The following is a 16,905-nucleotide window of genomic DNA, read 5'->3' as shown; positions in this document are numbered from 1 at the left end:
ATAATAGTATAAATACACAATGAGGATCTTCGAACTTTTGATTTGCCTGATGTGGTCGGTTGGTATCTGGGGAGCGATTTGTTCAGTAAAATTTAACGGGAATAGCCGACGGAGCAAGTCCCTGCTAAAGACCAGACAAAGACATAAGACCACGACTGCCTGAGCACGCAAGTAGCCTTGTATCCAGGCCCTATCCCCCTATGTAAGTCCCTTTACAAGGGCTGATAGCTCAGTTGTATATAAGTAGTTACGGAAGTACCTATGGCAAGGCTGAGACAAGAAAAGCCTGTGGCTAGTGAAAGCCACAGGTAAAAATCTCCGTTACGTCCCCCTCGCTGGTGAAGTGAAAGCAGAGCCTCTGAACAACATAGGCTCCCGAGGCGTCTTTGGCTTTGAATCGGATGGTAGCCTGGTAATACCTCTTTGGATCAGAACTATTCGAAAAAAACTCCCGGTAGTTTATCTCCTCATAACTTCCGGGCTCTCCCAGGCTTTCCAGGATGGCCTGTGTAGCATTATACCTTCTGTTTTCATGCTCATAGGCTACGCTGGAATTGGAGGCCGAAGGCTCGGTAACAGGGGATGATCCTGGTATCACTCGCCTCATCTGGACCAGTGCGAGTAGGACTAGTACACAGATTCCGATCATTTGCCAAAGAAGTAGTTTCTTCTCGGCAGGAGGGACATTTTGCATTGATCTAAAGTCTATTCTATGGTGTAAAGTAGAGGCTTATCAAGCCAATTTACCCTCCCATCAATTTCCGAGCCAATTTTAGTATCAGATTACGACCATTTGTGTTGGTAGCGTTGTCCTGCTCATCATATATTATGAATGGGCAGAACGGTATGGTTCTGCTTTCGCTCCCGGGGCACTTCTAAGTCACACACTGTTACAAGTTCCTTTCTCACTGATCATCAAGCCAAACAATACTACTTCAACCCTGTTTATAGGATTTACCGGATATGCTTCTGTATTGATTCAGGTATTTGTTTCCTGGACCTTATAGAAGTACAGGGTAAAATTGTGTAATAGATTTGGTAACGATAAAACGGAAAGGAACAGACTATGCTGGCAATGAATTACCGGGGACCGCAACGGGTCCGCATCGACCACAAACCCCTACCCCAGATACAGCATCCTGAGGATGCTATTGTCCGGGTGACCCGCTCCTGTATCTGTGGGTCTGATCTGCATTTGTATAATGGTAATGTACCCGACACGCGCGTGGGAGAAACCTTCGGGCATGAGTTCGTCGGCGTGGTGGAAGAGGTAGGAGCGGATGTGCACAAAATAAAGGTCGGTGATAATGTAATAGTGCCTTTTAATATTGCCTGCGGAAGATGTGCCTTTTGCAAGCAGGGACTCTACGGAAACTGCCACGAGGCAAACCCCCAGGCGACTGCCGCCGGTGGTATATTTGGCTACTCCCATACGACCGGTGGGTATGCCGGTGGACAGGCTGAGTATGTACGCGTACCCTATGCGAATGTAGGGCCTACGGTGATACCCGAGGGGATGGATCTGGACGATGCTGTCATGCTTACGGATGTGGTACCTACGGGTTATCAGGCCGCCGAAATGGGAGGAATACAGAAGGGTGACACGGTGGTGGTATTTGGAGCCGGCCCGGTGGGCATCATGGCAGCCCGGTGCGCCTGGCTGTTTGGAGCCGGTCGGGTTATCGTATTTGACAAAGAGGAATACCGACTTGAATTCGTCCGCAACTACGCGCAATGTGAGGCCTACAACTTTATGTCAGTAGGAGATCCGGTGGTATTTGTGAAACGTACAACTGACTCGCTGGGTGCGGATGTATGTATCGATGCCGTAGGCGCAGAAGCTGCGGGCAGTACCATGCAAACCATAACCGGCCGCAAGCTGCTCCTGCAGGCCGGATCAGCTACGGCACTGCACTGGGCTATCAACTCAGTAAAGAAGGGGGGTATTGTGTCTATTGTGGGGGTATACGGACCAACTGATAACCTGGTACCTATCGGCAACGTAGTGAACAAGGGCATTACCATCCGGGCCAACCAGGCCTCGGTAAAACGCCTGCTACCGAGGCTGATTGAGCACGTGCAGAATGGTATCCTGGACCCAAAAGCACTTATTACGCACCGCATTCCTCTGGAAGAGGTATCCGATGCCTATCGCATATTTGCCGATAAGCTAGATAACTGCATCAAGCCAGTACTTATTCCACCATCAGCCAGAATGTAAATAGGACGTTATGGAAAAGAAAATTGAAAACATGCCATTTGAGAATAACAGGGGTGGGGACCACTCACACATTAAAGGTTGGGGTATAGATGCCGACCCAAAAAATGACCCTACCTACCCGATGAAGCAGCGTAACAACGATGAGCATAAAGGGTATACCTGGGAGCGGCCACCGCTGCAGCCCATTACGAGCGAGGTACTGCACTCCAATGAGCGTCCGAATGTAACGGCTGTATTTGGAGGTACCGTGCCGCCTCAGGGCCTCAGCGGACAACTCCGTCGTTATGCCTTTCAATACGGCGAATCGAGCTATGGCCACTGGTTACCTCTGCTATTGGCCGATCGTGTCAATGTAGTAGAAGGTATCATTGATGATATCAAGAACGGTCATTTCCCTAATATATTCGCTGAAAGAGGCATCAAAGCTGAGCTGAAGCACAACCCTATGGGGTTAGCCAAGAAGGTAGCTATCGGGGCGCTAGTAGTGACAGCCCTGTTTGCCTTTCTAAATCGGGATAAAGACGACTAGTCCTCACTTCGCTAGTACCTCATCAAACAGCCCGGCTCGCAGGAGCCGGGCTGTTTGATTAATATAGATATACCTGAACAGGCTATTTCACTTCCCGCTGTGCCTCTATTTCTTTCTGGAGCTCCTTCACAATGGCTTCAAGCTGCTCCAGCTTCTCGTTCTTCCGAGCTAGTTCTTTACAAACAGATCATGATTTACGGTTATAGCCATAGACCAAGTCTCAGCAACTTTTAAACAGAACCTCTTATAGGTAGTTCCTGTAAAGGAACTCTACCGCAGCTACCTGAATCAACTACTCCCAAACCTGATACCCCTATGAAAGCAGTATGGCCCGCACTCTCCTTTGAAAAAGCCCAAGCTACTTACGAGACGCTGCATCTGTGGACGCAGATTGTAGGAAAGATCCGGCTGGCCAAAACGCCCTGGATCAACCACTCCTGGCACGTGACGCTCTATGTTACGCCCACCGGCCTGACTACTTCCGACGTTCCGGCTGGCAACAAACATTTTCAGATTGACTTTGACTTTCATAAACACCATCTCCTGATCAAAACCAGTACGGCCGAAGAGCGATCCTTTGACTTACAGGAACTGTCGGTGGCTGGCTGCTATGAGAAGGTACTGGGTGCGCTGAGGCAACTGGACATAGAGGTTGACATTCATCCCGTACCCAATGAACTGGTAGATCCTGTTCCTTTCCATGAAGATCACGCACACGCTACCTACGATCCCGAGCAGGCGGCGGCGCTTCACCAGGTACTGCTGCGGGCTCAGGAGGTATTTACCCGTTTTCGTTCGGAGTTTAGGGGGAAGTGCAGTCCGGTACATTTTTTCTGGGGTAGTTTTGATTTGGCTGTTACACGCTTTTCAGGTCGCGAGGCGCCGAAGCACCCGGGGGGCGTCCCTAACTTACCCGACTGGGTAGCACAGGAAGCGTATTCGCAGGAAGTGAGTAGCTGTGGTTTCTGGCCCGGTAGTGAGGCCTTTCCGCAGGCAGCTTTTTACAGCTATGTTTATCCCGAGCCGGATGGGTACAAGCAGGCTACCGTACAACCCGAGCAAGCATACTACCATCCACAGCTGGGAGAATTTATCCTTCCCTATGAGGTGGTACAACGTGCAGAAGATCCTTCTGCCATGCTCCTAAGCTTTCTGCGCAGTACCTACGAGGCGGCCGCAGACCTGGCACATTGGAACAGGCCCACGCTGGAAATGAATTATACGCCCCAATCCTGATTTAGCTAACGCTCCTACCTCTGGGCTCCGCGCAACTTTTCCCGCTCGGCTAGTAGCTCTTGCCAGGTCCAGGCGGTGTTGCGTCCGGCGGTTTGCTGCCGAACGGCTTGTACCTGCTCCGGTTTTACAATAACCCAGTTGATATACCCGGAGCCCATTTGCGGAAAGCTACGCATACATAGGTCATAGCGTACATAGTTGAGTACTGAGGCTATCCACTCGTCGCTGTTGCTGCCCATAGGGGGCATCTGATCGTTGTATACGTGACCATCTACGGGTCCTTTCAAGCCGTGCAGCATGATCTTGATTACCTCCTCCTTGTTCTCAATGAGCTTGAACTTGCTGATGAGCGGAGGGGCGATTCGGGTAGTCAGCCCCTGCCCTTCCGGCCCATGGCAGGAGGCACAGAGGGAGTTAAATATAGTAGCCCCTTCCATGATAGACTTTCTGACCGGCTCTTCCAGCGCCAATAGTTTATAACCATACTTCTGAGCCTCCTCGTTCTTCTTAAGGCTTTTTTGTATACCTGCCAGTAGTTCGTCTTCCGGCTTTCCTCTGAGGATACTTTCGGCCAGACGTACTGCCTGTGGGGAGCGGGAGGTACTTAGTGAAAGCACCAGCTGACTTTGCACATCCCGGCTGGCATCATGGATTAACACCTTTAGGGCTGCAAGCACCGGGGCATCAGCTTTATTCAGGTAGGGCTCGCTCATTCTTACAGCTGCTTTTCTGACCTGAACATCCAAGTCTTTCAAGGCGTTTAAAAGGGTCGGCTTGTCCAGCGACTCCAGGCCCTCCAGCGTCCATAAGGCATGCAGTCGACCCAAAGCTGATGTAGCTCTGTCTTTGCCAATGGCCTTCTTACGTAAGGCGGTCACCACTGATTTATCTCCCCGTACTATCAACTCTTTCTGCGCATTATCACGCCACCAGCCGTTAGGATGGTCCAGGTAGGTAAGCAGTTGGGTAGCCGGCTCATCCAGCATACGGGGCATTGGTCCCCGCTTCATCCCTTCATATACCAGCCGATAGATACGCCCGTTCCTTACGTTTTTATGGAGGCCCTTGCTCATAATCTGGTCATACAGGAAGCTGCCCGGTTGCGCCCAGGTCGACTCCTGTATCACTCCACGGTACATATCAACAATGTACAGACATCCATCGGGGCCGGTGTAGGTATTGACCGGGCGGAAATTCATATCCGTAGAGGCAATGAATTCATCCTGCTTATAGACATTGCTCAGCGTGATCTTTCCGTCGGTATCGGTGATATTGGCACGCCAAATAAACCGCCCCACCGGCTCAGCCGCTATATAGTCTCCCTGTATAGTTTGTGGTAGTCTATCCCCTCGAAATACCGACTGGCCGCACACCGACGTGAAGCCAAACATAGTACTATCAGGGCGCAGGGTGCGAGGACCTCCGTTCACATCGGGAGTTTTGATGATAGGCCACACCTGACCAAACTCCTTATCGGTAGCATCAGTAAGGTCGAGCTGCCCGTAAACAGGATTGATCTGAAAGCCGGATGCCGCGATGCCCGACGCAGCCCGGCTGAAGAATAACCGTCCGTAGTTATCATGGGTGAGCCCCCACTGGCCATTGGAGCCCCCAACGAGTGTATCCACCTCCAGTCTTCCCTTCTTATACCGAAACCTGACCGGATCGGTCGTGACATAGATCCAGTTGTCCAGGTTCCAGTCCAAGCCACTGCGCTGGTGTTCTACGTTGCCATAGGCCTTTTTGGGATGCTTGTACACCAGCCGTTTCTGGTCGGCTTTGCCATCACCATTGGTGTCTTTATAGGCAGTAATATCATACGAGTTTGTTTCATTGACCAGTAGCTCATGGCCTACGCTCAGGATCATACGAGGGGACAGCAGCCCATCTACAAAAACAGAGCTTTTATCCATCTTCCCATCGCTGTCGGTATCCTCCAGGAGCATGATACGGCTTCGGGGGCTATCTTGCTCTTTGGCATCGATAGTCTGCATATAAGTTTCCAACTGAGCCACATATAGACGTCCATTCCCGTCCCAGGCCAGCGAAGAGGGCTCCGAAATCATAGGCTCACTGGCTACTACCTCTAGTCTGTATCCCTCGGGTAGCCTGAAGGTCTTCAGAGCCTCCTGCGGTGACAGAGTGAGTGTATTAGGTGCCTGGCTAACGGTACGAGGTGTAGTGAATGGATCTTCCTGCCCCTCCGAGGGTGTGGTCTGGTGAGCAGCGACTGTCACTACCAGGAGCGCAGCAAGGGCGACAGCAGGCCATATAATCTGTTTCATAAGCGTAGCGATACATAAGCTCCTAATTCAAAACCTGATGAATCTGCTCACCTACTCATTTCCATATAGATTTACGTTATTATGCCCTTGCTCCATCAGATCAAAGCAGGAGGTTCAGAGTGGCCTTTATGCAGGCAGACGAACAGCCAATAAACCGATGATTATCAGTCTACACCGAGGTTATCAATACTTTAATGACCACTTACTAACAATAGCGACAAAATAGTAACTACTGGTACAGTTATTTTATATCTACCCTATAATCTATTAAGGTTACAAGGATAATAGTCGTACAATAAAAAATAGCGTAAATGATTAGAGACTTTAATGGCTCTGTAATTCAGGTAATAAAAGCTATGCAAATAGTTGAACGTGGTCATCAGGTAGATTACACCGAAGATGATCTGGATAGCTTTCGTGAAATGTTTGGATCAATCAATCCAGCTTGTCTTCCTGCTCTCCTGACTTTCTTTGAAGATCAGAAAATGAGTGAAATTAGCGGGACAATTCAAGCCGTAATGCAGCAAAAGCCAGCAACAGAGCTAGGGACAACTCTAATCGCATAATAAACAGGCATGATCTTTTACTAGTAACCATTCTTCTATTTGGGCAATAAAATGTTGCCTGTATTCTACACTTTTGCCTTTTCCTCCCCAATACCATCTCATAGTCTTTCTTAGTTGGATTTGTCTTCAGACGAAACTTTAAGAGGTCCGTTTTGATGAAGCTAATTTTGTATTACTCTTTCCAACGCAAGCTTCCTGCCTAAGCTCATTGAGTTTATTGCTACTCTTAGTATCTTGCTTAGGCTTGTGATTTCACAAGTTGCACAGCGGTCAACATCACTACTGGCGCCTTCTAAATGCATATACGTATGTACATCCGCAGGATCTTACTTTCCTTGATAGCCTGTCGTCAGCCTATGAGTCGCTGCTTATTCATGTGGCTTTTTTTGCTGTTTTTCCCATGTCTGTTACCAACGCCTGCTACGGCACAGCACGATCATCATCAGGTAGAGAAAACTGTCGAGTTACAACCGCTAACGGCCCAGGTCAAACGCCTTGTGGAAGCGATGGAATACCTGGGGGAGCCTATCTCTCCTCCTGATCTTCAAGTACTGGAAAAAGCTTTTCATGATTCTAACACAGCCAGAGCCCAGACTCAGATCCAGGAGGTGCTGGATAAATACTGCCTGCTGGAAATACATATCAATCCTGAAAGCCGGGTAAAGGTAGATCAGGGACTTACTAAGCCGGTACTATCTGAACAAGGCTGGCGGACGTATTTGGTCAAGGTACGGAATGAAGCCGGAGTCACGGCACAGCTCAAAGCCGAAAGTCCTCATGCGCTGCCCGTATATGCTCGTGGTAATAACGATATTAAGTTTAGCTTTGATTCGCGTCCTCAGCAGACCATTACCGCCTATGATGTTGCTAATCGCTGGCTGGATCTGAGCATGTACGATAAGCCTCCGCTACGTCCTCAGCTTTCAGGGCTCGAACTCGAATACCGCATTATTCAGCTTTATAGCCGTGACGCCGGTAAGCGCGAAGCTAAAATCAGCTTTAATGTAGGGCAGGGTACCCAGGATATTGGCTTCCGCAACGATGCAGATATTCTTTTTACCTGTCAGCCCTCTCAGGAGGTCAAATTTCAGGTACTGGATGAGTACGGCCAGCCTACCACGGCCTCCTTTCTGATCCAGGACCCGCAGGGGCGCATCTACCCCTCCCGGGCCAAGCGTCTGGCCCCCGACTTTAACTTTCACCCACAGATCTACCGCGCCCACGGCGAGAGCATCCGGCTTCCGGCTGGAGAGTACAACATTAAGTACACCCGTGGACCAGAGTATATAGAGAAGCAACAACGCCTTACTGTGCTGCCCGGCCAGCCACAGACGATAAATGTTCGGCTGGAAAGATGGATTGATCCCTCTAAGGTGGGAGCGGCGGCCCGACCGGGAACGACTCGAAAGGGTCCTTCCAGACCAGGTTGGTACTCGGGCGACCACCACATTCATGCCGCAGGCTGTATGCACTATGAGTCTCCTACGGAAGGGGTACTGCCGCAGGATATGATGCGACATATACTAGGCGAAGCGCTCCATGTGGGTAGCGTCCTGACCTGGGGGCCGGGCTACTACTACCAGAAGCAGTTTTTTGAGGCGAAGGATAACGCTTTATCTACGGAGAACACCCTCATGCGGTACGATCTGGAAGTATCGGGGTTTCCTTCCAGCCATAGCGGCCACCTGGTACTACTACGCCTCATAGAGCAGAATTATCCGGGTACCAAAGTACTGGAAGACTGGCCAACCTGGGACCTGCCGGTACTCCAGTGGGCCAAAAAGCAGGGGGCCGTAGTTGGCTTCGCCCATTCAGGTTGGGGACTGGAAGTCAAGACCAGCCAGCTCCCCCACTTTGATATGCCGAAGTTCGACGGCATCGGGGCCAATGAATACATCGTCGATGTCACACACGATGCAGTAGACTTCATCTCAACCGTAGATACTCCCTCGGTATGGGAGCTTAACATCTGGTACCATACCCTCAACTGCGGCTTCCGGACCCGTATCAGCGGCGAAACCGATTTCCCCTGTATCTACGGTGAGCGGGTGGGGCTGGGACGCAGCTACGTACAGCTGGACGACCAGCTCAACTACGATGCCTGGGTAGAAGGTATCCGGCAGGGACGAGCCTATGTATCAGATGGCAAAAGTCACCTGATGGACTTCCAGGTCAACGACCTCCCCGTAGGTACTAATGGAAGTGAATTAAAACTCGGTAAGCCTGCCAAGGTACGGGTAACGGCAAGGGTAGCCGCCCGGCTGGACGAAAAGCCCAATGAGGAAATCCGTAAGCGTAGCTATGACAAGCAACCCTATTGGGACCTGGAGCGCGCGCGTAAGGGGGATACCCGCGAAGTACCTGTAGAGGTAGTGGTCAATGGGAAAGTAGTCGCCACCAAAAGTATAGTGGCCGATGGTACTGTACGGGATATAGCATTTGAGGTACCTATTGAGCGAAGTAGCTGGGTAGCCTTACGTATTCTGCCCTCATCACATACCAATCCGGTATTCATTACTGTGAATGACAAGCCCGTACGCGCCTCCCGGAAGAGTGCCGACTGGTGTGCCAGAGCCGTAGATCAGTGCTGGGGGCAGAAAGAACCTCAGATAGCTGCCCATGAGCGAGAAGCAGCCCGAAAAGCTTACGAACATGCCCGGCATACCTACCATCAGATCCTAGCCGAAAGTGAAGTAGATTAGCAGCTACAACGAATCTTACAAATATAGCCCACCCCTTAACTAACAGAGGTAGGCTCTATTTATAGATCTTTATACTACTTAATGTGAAGTCTGCCCGACCGTTTGGTCCTGATGGATAGCTTCCATCTTGGCCTCGAGTGCCTTGCCTACATTTCTTCGCTTGATCAATTGCAGGAACCGTAGCTTAGAGTAGTCGTAGCATATAATAACTACAATAACGCACGCTACTACAAAAAACACCCTGAACTGCAGCCTGTGGTAGATCAGAGCTGATAGTACACCGGCACTCACATACGACACCGCAATAGAAACAAGCAGTTTAGCTCGTCCTACCAACGTGGGATTATCCCGGAACTCCTTCTGAGTAAACATGGAGAACAGGATACCCAGATCAGTAGTAAGACCGGTGAGGTGGGTGGTCTTTACCACAAAGTTTGAAACACTGGCGGTCATACCATTCTGCAAACCCATTGCGAATAACATCAGGCCAACGAGTACTTCGGTTTCGGTGAGAGTCTCCTGGTAGTAGTACTGCCCGTATATTCCTACCGTAACTAAACACAGCATTTCCAGTAGGAGCGGAAGCGCGTGAGCCGCGTAGGCATTTTTCTTATTAAGATTGATAATGATAAAATTGGCTACAAAGGCTCCCATAAAGAAGAGCAGTATCCAGGCAAAGACCACCCCTACCTGGTACCAGTGCCCCTTAGCGATTTCCTCAGCCAGGATGGCGTAATGACCCGTTACGTTCGAAGTAAATGCAAAAAATATGATAAGCGACGCCACGTTTACCATACCCGCCGAAAAAGCAGTCAGTACTCCTAACTGGATGTTATCTCTCAGGCTTCTGCTATTGCTGTATTTTCTAAGCATGGCTATCTGACTCTTTTAAACGTTATTTTCGCTATCCCTCGTGCTTGCATTTCGGTATAGAAGTGCAGCGTCAGCTCGTCCTGAGTCAACTTTACTATGTTGTAGCTCTCTTCTGTCTCATCGTTATAGTGCAGCAGGAGTATGTGTCCCCGTCCCTTGAGCCGCCAGTTGAGTCGCTTACGAGGAGCGTCGTTTATATCACCTTCCGCTATGAGGCTCAGGGTACCGTTGGGCCAGAAGTGCCACTTCTCCGCTCGGTGAACAATCAGGTCCTGAGCGATCATCTGCTTCACATCCTCTGAGATTACCTTGCTCGAGAGCGTATCAGCCCCCCGCGACTTATCTACCTTTTCGTATTCCCAGGCCACTTCCTCCCAGGTACCCGCTAGTAGCTGATCCGGGCTGGCAGCACTGGAAACGAGAAGCAGAAAACCTGATACGGCTGCCAAAAAAATTCCTATATAGTATGCACCTAACTTGCTTCTCATAGTTATCAATTTACTTAAGGTCTATTCTTAACCTGTACGCTTATACGGGATTAGGCATAAAAAACAACTCTGCTACCTTGTCCTTCTCAGGTACATTGCGGGTTTCGTTCCAGTCAATCTCCACACACTGTACAGGGCTTTTCCTGCAATAGGGCAGCAAGTCAAAGCTTTGCTTTTGCCCTAATTTCAGCTTGTAACTTTTGGGAATAAATATGGCATCGACCTTGTTGCCCAACAGGAAGTTGTGGAAGGTACTCTGGTAATTGCCCGTAAACAGATCAATGGAGAAGGAGTTGATCTGAGAGGCGTACTTATTCAGCAGAATCTCACAGGCTTCCTTAAACTTTTCATTCTGCAAGTCTTCCAGATATTTCTTTTTGGAGAAAAAGAGCAAATCTGTAATACAGTCCGAGAGATGAGCAGAATATACAAGAATGAGATTAACTTCTTCACCATCCAACTGCCTCAGAGCTCCCTTTACTACATTCAGTGATTCAATGGTAAAATCGGTAGGTATAAGAATAGTGTTCGCCATAGCTTTATAAGTTATTTTTTATACTTACAAAGCTATGGCGAAGGTATTAGAGCGGCTTAAGAGTGGAATTAGAATGCTGTAAGAGCGAAATTAGAATGTGTTAAGAGCCGGATTAAAGCGGGATTAGAAACAACTATACGTTGTAAAATATCATTATAAAGTCATAGTTTATAGTTGCCGACGGGAAGTTTGATCTCAACCGTGACCCCCTGATTAAGAACCGAGCTCACTACTATTTCGCCATCATGCATCTTCACTACGTTGCGGGTGATCGGTAATCCGATGCCGTATCCTTCAAATCGTTTGGTATTACTGGCCCTGAAAAAGGGATCATATATGTATTTGATTTCATTTTCGGGTATACCTATCCCCAGGTCCTTTACTACAATGATAATCTGCTGCGACGATGCCCCCAGCGATACCCGCACGGTGTCGTTATTAGAGTACTTACAGGCATTCATGATCACATTAGAAAGAGCCAGGTGCAGCAACTGTTCGTTGCCTTTGACTTTAAGCTTTTCGGGGCTTTCGGGCAGGAAGCTGAAGTCGATGATTACCCTATTGGTAGGATATATCTTATCCACGGTTTCTTTTACATCCAGTACCAACTGATCTATACGTACTTTATCAAATTTCAGTACCTTCCCATTGTACCCGGTCTGGGCCAGGAAGAGCAGCGCCTGGGTTTTCTTGTTCAGCTTTTCGGCTTCTTCCAGTATAGCCAATATGGCCTCCTGGTACTCGTGTGGCTGCCTTGGCTTCGACAGGATCACATCAGCTTCACCTATGATGGATGTCAGCGGGGTATTCAGCTCGTGAGAAGCATTACTTACGAAGTTCTTCTGGGTCTCAAAAGCGGCTTCCAGACGGTCGAGCATGTCGTTGAATGTTTTAGTCAGCGTACTCAGTTCATCTTCGTTTTCGGACGCCTTAAGCCTGAGATTCAGGTTCTCAGAACTAATGTCTTTTACGCGGGTAGTAATGTCCTGCAGTGGCTGAACTATCTTCCTGGATATCCAGAAAGAAATTAACAGTACCAGTACGAGGGAGATGATAAGCGCCGAAATCAACAGGTTTCGGAGGTACGTTATATGATGGGTAAAGTAGTAGTTCTCGGCCGAAACGATGACCAGGTAGTCTTTATTCGTGTCCGAAGGCTTGTACCGGATCCCGGTATAGAACAGGTTTTGTTTCCTGTAGTTGGCGCTTCCTTCCCTCTTGATATCATCAAGAAACTTTATAGGTACATTCAACTGACTCGCCTTGATCCGCAGCGAATCTCCATATGGGGTAAGCATGATCTGGATATCTTCCTTAGGGAGCTGCTCCAGATAACTCTGCCTCACCTCTTTGATGGCATTGATATCCTGATTGTCTTCGAGGTAGATCTTGGCCGTAGTAGCCGCTCTGATCTCTAATCTTTTGTAGAAATCTTCAAACGAGTAGTTGGCTGAGGCGTAGTAGATAAATCCACTAAGCAGCAGGATAAGCGATAAGAAGACTCCTGTAAGTAGCAGTAAGATTCGGGTTGTGATCTTCATAGGTTGTCCGCTTAGTTTTCGTGGTTCTCCTTCATCACATAGCCCATCCCAATTACGGTATGTATAAGTCGCGATTCACCGGCCTTTTCCAGCTTCTTCCGGAGGTAATTGACATATACATCTACTACATTGGTCCCCATATCAAAATTGACGCCCCATACTTCCTCCAGTATCTCCACCCGCGATAGTACCCGTCTTGGGTTATGCATAAACATATGCAGGAGGCGGTATTCGGTAGAGGTGAGTGATATTTCGTGGTTATTCCGCCTTACCTCTTTGGTATAGTTATTAAGCTCCAGATCCGCAAAATGCATGACCTCCTGGCCCGTATCTTCGGCTTTCTTGTTTTCTTTCCGTCTCAACAGCGCCTTGATCCGGGCTACTAGCTCAATAAATTTGAAGGGCTTGGTTAGGTAGTCATCAGCCCCTATGTCCAGTCCCATCACGACATTCTCGGTACTTCCCAGGGCCGAAAGCAATAAGATAGGTATCTGACCGTCGTGTTCCCGGATGTACGTACACACATCTATACCACTGATTGAGGGTAGCATAATATCCAGAATGATCAGGTCGTAGCTCAGTGACAGCGCCATCTGCAGCCCTACGTTTCCATCCATCGCTATGCTTACCTCATAGCCTTCTTCACTTAATCCTTTATTAACAAACGAACATACATGCGCATCATCTTCTATGAGCAGGATCTTTTTCTTTTTGCTTGTCAGTATAAAATCGTTGTGCTTGTTATCCTGCATTTTTATAAAAAGTATAGGTAAGGCCGGTCTATTTCTCAAAATTACATCTTTCCTTTACCCGTACAATGATAAGGGTTCACTCTCGTCCTTCTTACCAAGGAAGCGGGAGTATACATGGAGATGGCTACAACAGCAATAAGTAGCTACCTGTCATGAAGGTAATATAGCTAATAGAATGAAATCAAAATATGATGTAATTATAGTCGGAGCCGGACACAATGGTCTGGTCGCAGCCTGCTACCTGGCGAAGGCAGGAAAAAGCGTGCTGATGCTGGAACGAAATAGCTACGTCGGTGGGGCTACTACCTCTCAGCGCGTTTTCCCTGACTATGAAGCCTATCTGTCGCGCTACTCCTACCTGATCAGCCTGTTTCCCCGGCAGATCATGCATGACCTGCAGCTGCAATTGGATCTACGAAGAAGACGTACTACCTCCTACACCCCCTTCTGGCGCGGCTCAGAAGCCGACGGGCTTCTTTTGAGTAACGAACATGAAGCCGCTAACCAGTCACAGATCGAGCGCCTGCATCCTGATGATTATAAAGGGTATCAACTCATGCAGCGGCGGATTCAACGGTTTGCTGATAAGGTGTGGCCCAGCTTGCTACAACCACTACGCCCGAAGGAAGAATGGGAACGTGAGTTTAGCGATGCGGAAGATCGGGCTATCTGGGAATGGCTGGTCGAGAAGCCACTGGGTGAATTCATAGAAAAGCACATACAACACGATGTACTACGGGGCGTGGTACTGACAGATGCCCGGATCAGTGCTAATACGCATGCCCATGACCCTGGCTTGCTGCAAAACCGTACATTCCTGTACCACGTTATCGGCAACCAAACGGGTGAGTGGCGGGTACCTGTAGGTGGTATGGGAGCCCTAACCTCAGCTTTGTACCAGCAAGCGGTTCAATCGGGAGTAGAAGTACTTACCAATGCGGAGGTTCTTCATATCAGTCCTCATGCTACTCATCCATCGGTCCAATTTATAAGTAGAGACAAAGAGGTAACCGTGCAGGCCGGACATGTTCTGGTCAATGCGGCTCCGGCTGAACTCCAGCGATTAGTTGGTCAGGCACCTGGAGAGGTTACCACTGAACAGGAAGGTACTGCATTCAAAGTGAATATGCTGCTCCGCAGATTGCCGTACCTTCGCTCGGATACTAATCCGGAAGATGCCTTTGCCGGTACATTTCACTTTAACCAATCCTACACCGACCAGGCCACAGCTTTTGAGCTAAGCCAGCAAGGTCAACTGCCCGAGCGGCCCCCTTTTGAAATATACTGCCACACCCTGACCGATGGCTCCATATTAAGTGATGATTTGCAACGACAGGGGTACCACACAATTACCCTCTTTGGATTGGATGCCCCCTACGCTCTGTTTCTGGATAATCCTGAGCTAACTAAACAACAGCTACTGGACAAGTACCTCAGTACGCTCAATGAGTGGTTCAACGAACCCATTCAGGATTGTATAGCCCGACAGGCTGATGGCACCCTATGTATGGAAGCAAAAAGTGCACTAGACCTGGAAAAGGAACTTCGTTTACCTCGTGGTAATATATTTCACTCACCGCTCAGCTGGTTTTATGCTGATGGGGCTGATTATGTAGGGAAACGAGGTGTCGAAACCAATCATGCTGGTATACTACTCTGTGGCTCGGGAGCCGAACGCGGAGGCGCTGTAAGTGGCATACCCGGCTACCACGCCGCCATGAAATTAATCTACGGATCCTGAATGCCTCTCTGTGCTATTCCGACTGTTGACTTTGAAAAGCTGTTGCAACAACTCTACAGCAGAACCTTCAGCCAGATATCTCTCAGTCATAGCAAGCAACTAGCTGCGGAGTACTTCGAGCAGTTAATCAATATGCCAAAATATGATGGGTATGAATTTATAAGTTTAGAGGCTATGGAAGGTTCTGTTGTAAAATGACCAGCTATTATACCAGAAATGAAAAGTATATATAGATATACCAGTAGATTAAGGTACCGAAGATAAGTTCAGCACCTGTATACAAGCGACTCCAAGGCATTTAAGTAAACATCATTCTAAATTCTAAGAAGTAGTATGCTGCCGTGTTCGCAGCAGCATACTACTTCTCATTCCGGCTATCCTTTACAATCAGATAAATATCATTTTCTAATTCCAGATAGCCATAGTCATACACAAAGTGGTAGATGTTGCCCTTCTGAGTAGTACGTTGACTAGTAATAAAGTTGAAGTCAAACCCTCTGGTAATTAGGGTACTCTTCGTTGTTTTAGCCTTGTCATCCTGACAAATTTCTTCCAGTATCCTCCGGTTCCGGCGCAGTTGGTTGTTTATATTCCTGACTACATTATATGAGTCAGAATTGAGCCTGTTATTGTAGCTATTACGACACATATCTGAGCAAAACTTTTTGTCTGCCCTTCCCGTAATGGGAGTCTCGCATTCCAAGCAATATTTCATTCGTCGTTGCTTATCCTGTTGATCTTCTACAAGATACGAAGATACACATCCATTTGCAAACGACTACAAGCATTTTTATACGATTATAAACACTTACTAACCGAATCCATTTGTTCCGATTTGCCACCTTTGTACTGCGGGTTTACAACAACCTAATTAACAAAGACAACTTTAGAACTTTAAACAATACAGACTTATGAACGCAGTAAAATTAATCGGAAACGTTGGAAGAGAAATCACCGTGAAAGAATTCGAAGGAGGCAAACTAGCTACCTTCAGCCTGGCTACCAGCGAGACTTATCTTAATCGTAATAAGGAAGAAGTCACGAATACATCCTGGCATACTGTCGTTGCCTGGGGCAAGCTGGCACAGTCATGTGAACAACTACTAGCCAAGGGAAAATTGATCGCTGTAGAAGGTCGTTTGAACTACCGCCAATACCAGAACAAAGATGATCAGACGGTAAAGGTAATAGAGATAGTTGCCAGTAAAGTTGAGGAAGTAAACAGAGTGAGAGCCTGATGTGAGGTTGCTTAAAAATTGGGAGGTACGGCATTGCCGTACCTCTCTTGCTTAGGCTAAGAAGTAATATATAAAGATTTGTAAAGAGAGCCTCATCCATTGTATACAGGGCTCTCTTTGTTGTTGCTGAAGAGTAGTAGTAGGCAGGTGTATATAAACAGCAAAGGAGCCGCAGCGTTGGCTGTGGCTCCTGTCTTG

General features: G+C 48.2%; 15 protein-coding genes. 7 read left to right on the top strand and 8 right to left on the bottom strand.

The features are described from left to right. Positions 1-292: 292 nt before the first annotated feature. Positions 293-694, bottom strand: a complete 402-nt coding sequence (locus tag JUB14_RS24030; protein ID WP_207509412.1) for a hypothetical protein — start codon at positions 692-694, stop codon at positions 293-295. A gap of 372 nt (positions 695-1,066) precedes the next feature. Between JUB14_RS24030 and JUB14_RS24025 the strand changes: the two genes are divergently transcribed. The 3 genes from JUB14_RS24025 (at position 1,067) to JUB14_RS24015 (ending at position 3,986) form a co-directional block, all read left to right on the top strand. After that, positions 1,067-2,221 carry a zinc-dependent alcohol dehydrogenase gene (locus tag JUB14_RS24025; protein WP_207509411.1) on the top strand — a complete coding sequence of 385 codons (1,155 nt, stop codon included), beginning with the start codon at positions 1,067-1,069 and terminating at the stop codon, positions 2,219-2,221. Between the two features lie 10 nt (positions 2,222-2,231). Further along, on the top strand, positions 2,232-2,750 hold the full coding sequence (locus JUB14_RS24020) for a hypothetical protein (protein ID WP_229368220.1): 519 nt from the start codon (positions 2,232-2,234) through the stop codon (positions 2,748-2,750). A 315-nt stretch (positions 2,751-3,065) separates the two neighbouring features. Further along, on the top strand, positions 3,066-3,986 hold the full coding sequence (locus JUB14_RS24015) for a DUF5996 family protein (RefSeq protein WP_207509410.1): 921 nt from the start codon (positions 3,066-3,068) through the stop codon (positions 3,984-3,986). Between the two features lie 14 nt (positions 3,987-4,000). Here the strand turns inward: JUB14_RS24015 and JUB14_RS24010 are convergent, their stop codons facing one another. After that, a complete protein-coding gene (locus JUB14_RS24010; RefSeq protein ID WP_207509409.1) occupies positions 4,001-6,271 on the bottom strand; it encodes a DUF7133 domain-containing protein in 2,271 nt (756 codons plus the stop codon). Positions 6,272-6,582: 311 nt separating this feature from the next. Here JUB14_RS24010 and JUB14_RS24005 point away from each other — a divergent pair, with 311 nt between their 5' ends. Continuing rightward, entirely contained in the window at positions 6,583-6,837 is a 255-nt protein-coding gene (locus tag JUB14_RS24005) for a hypothetical protein (protein WP_207509408.1), read from the top strand. 356 nt (positions 6,838-7,193) lie between these two features. Beyond that, positions 7,194-9,539 carry a CehA/McbA family metallohydrolase gene (locus JUB14_RS24000; protein WP_229368217.1) on the top strand — a complete coding sequence of 782 codons (2,346 nt, stop codon included), beginning with the start codon at positions 7,194-7,196 and terminating at the stop codon, positions 9,537-9,539. A 78-nt stretch (positions 9,540-9,617) separates the two neighbouring features. On the opposite strand, the gene JUB14_RS23995 is transcribed toward JUB14_RS24000, so the two are convergent. From JUB14_RS23995 to JUB14_RS23975, 5 genes are all read right to left on the bottom strand, one after another. After that, the gene (locus tag JUB14_RS23995; protein ID WP_207509407.1) at positions 9,618-10,412 is read right to left on the bottom strand and encodes a YoaK family protein; all 795 of its coding nucleotides are present in this window, start codon (positions 10,410-10,412) and stop codon (positions 9,618-9,620) included. Between the two features lie 2 nt (positions 10,413-10,414). Next, positions 10,415-10,900 carry a lipocalin-like domain-containing protein gene (locus JUB14_RS23990; protein WP_207509406.1) on the bottom strand — a complete coding sequence of 162 codons (486 nt, stop codon included), beginning with the start codon at positions 10,898-10,900 and terminating at the stop codon, positions 10,415-10,417. Between the two features lie 40 nt (positions 10,901-10,940). Beyond that, positions 10,941-11,435, bottom strand: coding sequence for a hypothetical protein (locus JUB14_RS23985; protein ID WP_207509405.1), 495 nt, complete (start codon positions 11,433-11,435; stop codon positions 10,941-10,943). Positions 11,436-11,596: 161 nt separating this feature from the next. Next, positions 11,597-12,976: a HAMP domain-containing sensor histidine kinase gene (locus JUB14_RS23980; protein WP_207509404.1), complete on the bottom strand. Its 1,380-nt coding sequence runs from the start codon at positions 12,974-12,976 to the stop codon at positions 11,597-11,599. An 11-nt stretch (positions 12,977-12,987) separates the two neighbouring features. Continuing rightward, positions 12,988-13,728, bottom strand: a complete 741-nt coding sequence (locus tag JUB14_RS23975; RefSeq protein WP_207509403.1) for a response regulator transcription factor — start codon at positions 13,726-13,728, stop codon at positions 12,988-12,990. Between the two features lie 175 nt (positions 13,729-13,903). Here JUB14_RS23975 and JUB14_RS23970 point away from each other — a divergent pair, with 175 nt between their 5' ends. After that, positions 13,904-15,469 carry a phytoene desaturase family protein gene (locus tag JUB14_RS23970; protein ID WP_207509402.1) on the top strand — a complete coding sequence of 522 codons (1,566 nt, stop codon included), beginning with the start codon at positions 13,904-13,906 and terminating at the stop codon, positions 15,467-15,469. A 358-nt stretch (positions 15,470-15,827) separates the two neighbouring features. On the opposite strand, the gene JUB14_RS23965 is transcribed toward JUB14_RS23970, so the two are convergent. After that, complete coding sequence (locus JUB14_RS23965) at positions 15,828-16,118, bottom strand: hypothetical protein (protein WP_229368214.1); 291 nt, start codon at positions 16,116-16,118, stop codon at positions 15,828-15,830. Between the two features lie 262 nt (positions 16,119-16,380). On the opposite strand from JUB14_RS23965, the gene JUB14_RS23960 reads away from it, so the two are divergent. Beyond that, entirely contained in the window at positions 16,381-16,707 is a 327-nt protein-coding gene (locus tag JUB14_RS23960) for a single-stranded DNA-binding protein (RefSeq protein WP_207509400.1), read from the top strand. Positions 16,708-16,905: the final 198 nt, after the last annotated feature.

The sequence above is a fragment of the Telluribacter humicola genome (genome assembly GCF_017355935.1).
Classification (GTDB): Bacteria; Bacteroidota; Bacteroidia; order Cytophagales; family Spirosomataceae; genus Telluribacter; species Telluribacter humicola.
This window is presented reverse-complemented; position numbering and strand designations above follow the sequence as displayed.